Source organism: Mesorhizobium sp. M4B.F.Ca.ET.089.01.1.1 (assembly GCF_004022605.1).
GTDB classification, from domain to species: domain Bacteria; phylum Pseudomonadota; class Alphaproteobacteria; order Rhizobiales; family Rhizobiaceae; genus Mesorhizobium; species Mesorhizobium abyssinicae.
The window spans coordinates 1-7,278 of the sequence record NZ_RZOS01000292.1; the positions used below are offsets into that span (position 1 = coordinate 1).

At 64.4% G+C, this 7,278-nt stretch carries 9 protein-coding genes; 7 read left to right on the forward strand and 2 right to left on the reverse strand.

The features are described from left to right. Positions 1-213, reverse strand: a 213-nt coding sequence (locus EN780_RS23105; RefSeq protein ID WP_128275419.1) for a LysR family transcriptional regulator, incomplete at its 3' end; no start/stop codon positions are given. 92 nt (positions 214-305) lie between these two features. On the opposite strand from EN780_RS23105, the gene EN780_RS38900 reads away from it, so the two are divergent. The 5 genes from EN780_RS38900 to EN780_RS23125 all read left to right on the forward strand — a co-directional run bounded on the left by EN780_RS38900 (position 306) and on the right by EN780_RS23125 (position 5,004). Further along, positions 306-467 carry a hypothetical protein gene (locus EN780_RS38900; protein WP_189556671.1) on the forward strand — a complete coding sequence of 54 codons (162 nt, stop codon included), beginning with the start codon at positions 306-308 and terminating at the stop codon, positions 465-467. 82 nt (positions 468-549) lie between these two features. Next, positions 550-924 carry a membrane protein insertion efficiency factor YidD gene (gene yidD / locus EN780_RS23110; RefSeq protein WP_128275420.1) on the forward strand — a complete coding sequence of 125 codons (375 nt, stop codon included), beginning with the start codon at positions 550-552 and terminating at the stop codon, positions 922-924. A gap of 149 nt (positions 925-1,073) precedes the next feature. Next, positions 1,074-1,892 (forward strand): class D beta-lactamase, encoded by an 819-nt coding sequence (gene blaOXA, locus EN780_RS23115; RefSeq protein ID WP_128275421.1) that lies wholly within the window; start codon positions 1,074-1,076, stop codon positions 1,890-1,892. A gap of 112 nt (positions 1,893-2,004) precedes the next feature. Further along, positions 2,005-3,981, forward strand: a complete 1,977-nt coding sequence (thrS, locus tag EN780_RS23120; protein ID WP_128275422.1) for a threonine--tRNA ligase — start codon at positions 2,005-2,007, stop codon at positions 3,979-3,981. Between the two features lie 84 nt (positions 3,982-4,065). After that, positions 4,066-5,004, forward strand: coding sequence for a GNAT family N-acetyltransferase (locus tag EN780_RS23125; protein WP_128275423.1), 939 nt, complete (start codon positions 4,066-4,068; stop codon positions 5,002-5,004). 12 nt (positions 5,005-5,016) lie between these two features. Here EN780_RS23125 and EN780_RS23130 read toward each other — a convergent pair whose 3' ends face one another. Continuing rightward, positions 5,017-5,982 (reverse strand): hypothetical protein, encoded by a 966-nt coding sequence (locus tag EN780_RS23130; RefSeq protein ID WP_127283324.1) that lies wholly within the window; start codon positions 5,980-5,982, stop codon positions 5,017-5,019. A 151-nt stretch (positions 5,983-6,133) separates the two neighbouring features. On the opposite strand from EN780_RS23130, the gene EN780_RS23135 reads away from it, so the two are divergent. Beyond that, complete coding sequence (locus EN780_RS23135; RefSeq protein ID WP_127393967.1) at positions 6,134-6,718, forward strand: nitroreductase; 585 nt, start codon at positions 6,134-6,136, stop codon at positions 6,716-6,718. A 7-nt stretch (positions 6,719-6,725) separates the two neighbouring features. Beyond that, the coding region (locus EN780_RS23140; RefSeq protein ID WP_133372683.1) for a flavin reductase family protein at positions 6,726-7,278 on the forward strand (553 nt) is incomplete at its 3' end.

Sequence of the window (7,278 nt, forward strand, 5' to 3'; positions counted from 1 at the left end):
GTCGAGCAGCCGTTGCCCCGCATCCGTCAGCTCGACCCGCCGATGCAGGCGATGGAACAGCGGTTGGCGCAGGAAGGCTTCGAGTTCCCTGATCTGACGGCTGATGGCGGCCTGAGAAACGAAGAGCTCTTCGGCGGCGCGGCTGAAGCTCAGATGCCGGCCGGCGGCTTCGAAACTTCTGAGAGCCGTGAGGGGTAGGCGGCCGCGTTTCATTCGCATAACCTCAAGTTATCCGACCTGCACGTTATACTCGTTTGAGGGAGAAGACCAGCGGCGGTCTAATCGGCACTCAAAGGAGAGCTGACATGATCCAGTTCCTGAACATTCTTCACGATGTCATGCGGATCGCGACGTTCCAGTGGCGGGGCGACACGCGGCAGGGCGGATGCGGCGAACGATGGCCCGACCATGGCCGCCGCGAAAGCGCGTCGATCGATCGCCATCGCATCCGTCGTGCGCGGCCGTGAGGGCGATCGCCGCCACGGGATTGCGTTCGGCGCGCAACCTCCACATCTATGGCGGGGAGAACGCGGCGATGCGGAGATTGCGGTGCACGATCACCAAGGGCATGCGCACGGCGCCGGGGCGATCCGGCGCGGGCGCAACTGGCCGGGACCCTGGCGCAGGACGCCGGGCCGTGTCTTCGGCACGTCGCTTGTCCGTCTCTATCAACTGACGCTGTCCGGCTTCGTCGGCAATTCCTGCCGGCATCTGCCGACCTGCTCCGAATACGCGCATGAGGCGATCGCCCGCCACGGCCTGTGGGCCGGCGGCTGGATGGGGCTTTTCCGGGTGCTGCGCTGCGGTCCGTTCGGAACGCATGGGATTGACCTCGTGCCCGAGACGCTCGCCAAACGCTATCTCTGGTTCACGCCGTGGCGCTACCGCCAGATCGGCAAGAAGCGCGGCGATCCCGAGGCCTGAGGTCTGCCACGGAGCGGTGGCCGGACCATCAAAACCTTAACGATCTGGTTAGGTTAACCGCATGTTGCTGTGAACTCGCGCATTTGAGACAAAATCGAGACAAGAGGCCCCGCTAAGTCGCTCCTGCACCCTTCAGGAGAGAGACTGCCATGCGCCAGATAGATCGCCTTCCGTTCGTTTTTGCCGCCGTTCTCTTCCTGCTGGCCTGGCTGCTCGGATTTCCGATGCGGGCACAGTCGGCGCCGCTCGGAGATGTCGAATGCACGCTGATCCAGGATGCGGCGAGCGGTGACACACTCTATCGCGACGGTGTCTGCGACCAGCGCTTCACCCCGGCCTCGACCTTCAAGGTGCCGCTGGCGCTCATCGGCTATGATGCCGGTGTTCTCACCGACGAACATACGCCGAGCTGGGACTACAAGCCCGAGTTCAACGCGGTGAAGCGCGATCGGAAGACGGTCGATCCGACAGTCTGGGAGCGCGATTCCGTGCTCTGGTACTCCCGCGAAATCACGCGCAAGGTCGGCAGCGAGCGCTTCGCCGGCTACGTTTCGAAATTCGGCTATGGCAACATGGATGTCTCCGGCAATGCCGGCAAGAATGACGGCCTCACACATTCCTGGGTGAATTCCTCGCTGGAGATATCGCCTGCGGAGCAGACTGCCTTCTTGCGGCTGCTGCTTGCCGGCAAGATGCCGGTTTCGGCCAAGGCGCATCAGATGGCGGAGGCGATCGTCCCGAGCTTCCAGGCCGGGGGCTGGGCGGTGCAGGGCAAGACCGGCAGCACGAGACTGGGCAAGGGCGGCGAGGACGAGCGCTCGCTCGGCTGGTTCGTCGGCTGGGCCGCAAAGGGCGAGCGCCGGATCGTCTTTGCCCGGCTGGTCGTCGACACGAACCGCAGCGATATGCCAAAGGGCCCGAAGACGCGGGCAGGGTTCCTGAAGGATTTGCCCGGCCTGGTCAAATAGAGGGGTGCTGCAGCTTTACGGCGGCGGCATCTGCCCATAAAAGACTGCCGCGCCGGACGCATCCGGCATTTCACCACCCGCGCTCGTTTGCGGGACTGGATAGGAGAACTCTATGCTGAATTCCATTTCCCTGACATTTCCCGATGGCTCCGTCCGCGACTACGACGCGGCGATGACCGGCGCCGGCCTTGCCGAATCGATCTCGAAGTCGCTGGCCAAGAAGGCCGTGGCCTATGCCATCGACGGCACCGTGCGCGACCTTTCCGATCCGCTCGGCAAGTCCGGCAAGGTCGAGATCATCACCCGCGAGGATCCGCGCGCGCTGGAACTGATCCGGCACGATGCGGCGCACGTGCTGGCGGAAGCCGTGCAGGAACTGTGGCCGGGAACGCAGGTGACCATCGGGCCGGTGATCGAGAACGGATTCTATTACGACTTCGCCCGCAACGAACCGTTCACGCCCGACGATTTCCCGGTGATCGAGAAGAAGATGCGCGAGATCATCCAGCGCAACAAGCCGTTCAGCAAGGAAGTCTGGTCGCGCGAGAAGGCGAAGAAAGTGTTTGCCGACAAGGGCGAGCGCTACAAGCTGGAGCTGATCGACGCCATCCCGGACGACCAGGACCTCAAGATCTACGCGCAGGGCGACTGGTTCGACCTCTGCCGTGGACCGCACATGGCCTCGACCGGGCAGATCGGCAACGCCTTCAAGCTGATGAAGGTGGCCGGCGCCTATTGGCGCGGCGACTCCAACAACCCGATGCTGACGCGCATCTACGGCACGGCCTGGGCCGACCAGGCGCAGCTCGACGCTTACCAGACGATGCTGGAAGAGGCCGAGAAGCGCGATCACCGCAAGCTCGGCCGCGAGATGGATCTGTTCCATTTCCAGGAAGAGGGCCCTGGCGTCGTCTTCTGGCATGCCAAGGGCTGGAAGATGTTCCAGAACCTGGTCAACTACATGCGCCGGCGCCTCGACGAGCAGGGCTATCAGGAGGTCAACGCACCCCAGGTTCTGGACAAGAGCCTGTGGGAGACATCGGGCCACTGGGGTTGGTATCGCGACGCCATGTTCAAGGTGACGGTGGCCGGCGACGACACCGACGACGACCGGGTGTTCGCATTGAAGCCGATGAACTGTCCGGGCCATGTGCAGATCTTCAAGCATGGGTTGAAGTCTTATCGCGACCTGCCCGTCAAGCTTGCGGAATTCGGCAATGTCCATCGCTACGAACCTTCGGGCGCGCTGCATGGGCTGATGCGCGTGCGCGGCTTCACGCAGGACGATGCGCATATCTTCTGCACCGAGGAGCAGCTTGCGTCCGAGTGCCTGCGCATCAACGACCTGATCCTGTCCACCTATGCCGACTTCGGCTTCGACGAGATCAGCGTGAAGCTGTCGACGCGGCCCGACAAGCGCGTCGGTACCGACGAGGCCTGGGACCATGCCGAGGAGATCATGAGCGGCGTGCTGGACACGATCCGCACTCGGTCGGGCAATCGCATCAAGACCTCGATCAACCCGGGCGAGGGCGCCTTCTACGGCCCGAAATTCGAATATGTGCTGAAGGACGCCATCGGCCGCGAATGGCAGTGCGGAACCACGCAGGTCGACTTCAACCTGCCGGAACGCTTCGGCGCCTTCTACATCGGCTCGGATTCGGAAAAGAAGCAGCCGGTGATGGTGCACCGTGCCATCTGCGGCTCGATGGAGCGTTTCCTCGGCATCCTGATCGAGAACTATTCCGGCCATTTCCCGCTGTGGTTCGCGCCGCTGCAGGTGGTGGTGGCGACGATCACCTCGGATGCCGACGACTACGCGAACGAGGTGGTGGCCAAGCTCAAAGCCGCCGGACTTTTGGCGGAGGCGGACCTGCGCAACGAGAAGATCAACTACAAGGTCCGCGAGCATTCGCTGGCCAAGGTCCCGGTCATCCTCGTTTGCGGCAAGCGCGAAGCCGAGGAGCAGACGGTCAACATCCGCCGGCTGGGGTCGCGCGACCAGGAATCGCTCGGCCTGGCCGAGGCGATCGCACGGTTGAGCGAGGAAGCGGTAACGCCGGATCGCAAGCGCAAACGCGCTGCCTGACCCGCACATTCCCGATGGCATGGCGGTGGAGCGTTCCACCGCCATTTTCATATGCCTGTCACGCCAAGCCTGTAACGAGCCGCCATGCTCAAGCTGAAACTGCGGGAAAGGCCGTTTCCCGAGCTTTCCTATGCCAGTTCGCATCAGCCGGCGCTGACGCGCTGGCTCATCCATTCGGTCGAGGGCCTGTCCGGCCGCGACCGTTTTGCAGCACTTTATGATTTCTGGCGGCGCCAGGTGGCGCCGAGCGGCGAGCGCGTGTTCAGCCGCATGCTGGAACTCATCGACGTCAGGGTCCGGAACGCCGCTCCATGGCCGCCGGCGAAGCTGCCCGACACGCCATTGGTGATCGTCGCCAACCATCCGTTCGGCATCGGCGACGGCATTGCCGTGCTGTCGCTGGCCGAGCAGCTCGGACGGCCGTTCCGCGTCATGATCCACAAGGATCTGCTCAAGATCCGCGAGATGGAACCCTATTCGCTGCCGATCGACTTTTCCGAGACTAAGGAGGCGCTGAAGAACAATTTGGCGGTGCGCCATGAGGCGGTGCGGCTCTTGAAGGAAGGCATCACCATCGTTGTCTTCCCGGCCGGCGGCGTCGCCACCGCGCCGAAGGGATTCGGCCGAGCAATCGACCTGCCATGGAAGATGTTCCCGGCCAGGCTCATCCAGGACGCCAAGGCCTCGGTCGTCCCCATGCATTTTTCCGGCCAGAACGGCCGGCTGTTCCATCTGGTCAGCGGTCCGATGAACATGGCCGAGCGCGAAGGGCGGGTGGCGAAGTTCGTCGGCAAGGCGTCGCTGACGCTGCGCTTGTCGCTGCTCATCCGTGAATTCGCGCGGCTGTCGGGCAAGGCCATCGACGTGCGCGTCGGCGATATCCTGACCTGGAACGAACTGGAGCCGCTGCGCGACCGCAAGGCGCTGCTCAACCGGCTCCATCGCGGCGTCTTCGACCTGGCGCCGATCGCGCCGCGCGGTCGCGTGCAATTTCTGCCGCGCCGCATGCGCAAGGCGGCCTGACGGGCAGATCGATCAGTCCGCGCCTTCCTCGGGATCGATCGCCGAAGCCTCTGTGGCCAGCACCTCTATCTCCTGGTTCTGGCCGGCGACGACGGTGAAATCCTTCTGGTAGATGCGGTCGCGGTTCTTGGCGATAATGGTGTAGTCGCCTTCGGCCAGCACCATCGAGGCGAAGGCGCCGACGGTTTCCTTGATCGGGTCGCCGGATTCGTTGAGCAGCGACCAGGAGGTGTCGGCGATCGCTTCGCCGCCGGCCTCGCGCACCAGCTTCATCGTCATCTCGGCGGCGCGATGCTCGACGGTCGCTTCGGTCAGCTTGCCGGCCTCGACGCGGATGTCGGAGCGGATGACGGCATTCACCGAGCCGTAGGTGGAGACGACATGGTAGGTGCCGGCATTCAGCCGCACCACTGCGTTCGGCTCGACGTCAGGGACGATCAGCGCGCGGTCGCCATTGGCCTCGACCTTGTCCTCGTAGATCGAGAAACGCAGCTTTTTCGGCGGTATGTGCACGCCGCCCGACAGCACGGCGTCGAGCTTGAGGCCGCCGGCGTCGAGGACCAGGCTTTCGCGCTTGGCCTCTTTGCCGACGGTGATGCGCTTGGTGGCGCCGGCACGTCCGTAGGAAGCATGGACAAGATAGCTGCCGGGCTCGAGCTGGAACACGGCGGTGCCGCCATGCGCCGAAGCCACCATCGGCAGCTGGCCGTCGCTGGCCGGCTCGGGCTTGAAGACCCGCCAGACGATGCCACGGGTGATGTCGGCGCCCTTGTCGGTCAGTTGCGCCGATAGCGTAATGGCGCCGCCGCCGCTCAAGGCCAGCGACGTGTCGCCTTTCGGCGTCGCATAGCTCGAAATTCCCGGCAGCTTCAGATTGCTGATGCCGTCCGCGTTCTGCGCAAAAACCGGCGAAACCGGCACTGCGAGCAGTGCGGCCGCGAGCCAGACCAGGAAAAGGCGCAGTGTCCCCTCAAACATGCCTTGCGTTGAAGCCCAAGGCGGTGGCAATTTCAAGGCTTAAGAGTCTACAAGGCTCTTGCCGTCCGGCGCGAAGCGCCATTGCCCGAGCCGCCCGAATTCCCGCCGGCGCGCTTCAGCCCAAAACTTATCTTCTAGGAGACTTGCGCCCATGGCGTCGCCGATCATCGACTTCCTGCTGACCCGGAACTCCGCGCCGATCCCGGACCTGAAGGAACCGGCGCCCAGCGACGCCGAGATCGCCACCCTGATCACCGCCGCCACGCGCGTGCCGGATCACGGCCGTCTCGAGCCTTGGCGCTTCATCCTCTACCGCGGCGAGGCGCGCATCGAGATCGGCAAGAAGCTGGCGGCCTTGGCCGAGCAGCGCGAGGGACCGCTGCCCGAGGGCCGGCGCAACCAGGAGCTGGCGCGCTTCTCGCGTGCGCCGCTGGTGATCGGCGTGGTGTCGGTGCCGAAGGAGAATCCGAAGATCCCGCAATGGGAGATGTTCCTCTCGGGCGGCATGGCGGCTATGAATCTGATGATCGCGGCCAACGCGCTGGGCTACGGCACCAACATGATCAGCAACTGGTATTCCGACGTGCCGGAGGGCCGGGCGATCCTTGGCTTGGCGCCGCAAGAGCGCGTCATCGGCTTCGTCCATATCGGCTCCTACGAGGGACCGGCGCCGGAGCGGCCGCGGCCAGATCCGGCAAAACTCTATGCCGACTATTCCGGACCTTGGGCAGGCTAGAGGCCAGATGTTCTACGAACCGTCGAAGGGCCACGGCCTGCCACACGATCCGTCCAAGGCGATCGTGGCGCCGCGCCCGATCGGCTGGATCTCGACCATCGACCGGCAAGGCAAGCTCAACCTCGCCCCCTCTTCGTTCTTCAACGCCTTTTCGACAAAGCCCTTCATCGTCTGGTTCTCGTCCGAGGGCGAGAAGGACAGCGCCACCTTCGCCGAGGAGACCGGCGAGTTCGTCGCCAATCTGGTCAGCCGCGAGCTGGCGCAGAAGATGAATCGCACTGCGGTCGACGCGCCGCGCGGCGTCAGCGAGTTCGGTTACGCCGATCTCACCATGGCGCCGTCGCGCCTCGTCGCGCCGCCCCGGGTGGCCGAGGCGCCCGCCGCGCTCGAATGCCGGGTGACCGAGATCATCCGGCCGCGCGCGCTCGATGGCACGCAGACCAGTGCCGTCGTCGTCGCCGGCGAGGTGGTCGGAATCCACATCGACGACGCTTACCTGAAGGACGGCATGTTCGACATCGTCAGAGCCGGCAATGTCGGCCGGCTCGGCTACATGGGAC

What these genes read in the sequence shown, in the direction of transcription:
- EN780_RS38900 (WP_189556671.1), top strand. Translation starts at nt 306, where the DNA reads ATGATCCAGTTCCTGAACATTCTTCACGATGTCATGCGGATCGCGACG.
- EN780_RS23130 (WP_127283324.1), bottom strand. Translation starts at nt 5,982, where the DNA reads ATGTTTGAGGGGACACTGCGCCTTTTCCTGGTCTGGCTCGCGGCCGCA.
- thrS (WP_128275422.1), top strand. Translation starts at nt 2,005, where the DNA reads ATGCTGAATTCCATTTCCCTGACATTTCCCGATGGCTCCGTCCGCGAC.
- blaOXA (WP_128275421.1), top strand. Translation starts at nt 1,074, where the DNA reads ATGCGCCAGATAGATCGCCTTCCGTTCGTTTTTGCCGCCGTTCTCTTC.
- EN780_RS23125 (WP_128275423.1), top strand. Translation starts at nt 4,066, where the DNA reads ATGCTCAAGCTGAAACTGCGGGAAAGGCCGTTTCCCGAGCTTTCCTAT.
- EN780_RS23135 (WP_127393967.1), top strand. Translation starts at nt 6,134, where the DNA reads ATGGCGTCGCCGATCATCGACTTCCTGCTGACCCGGAACTCCGCGCCG.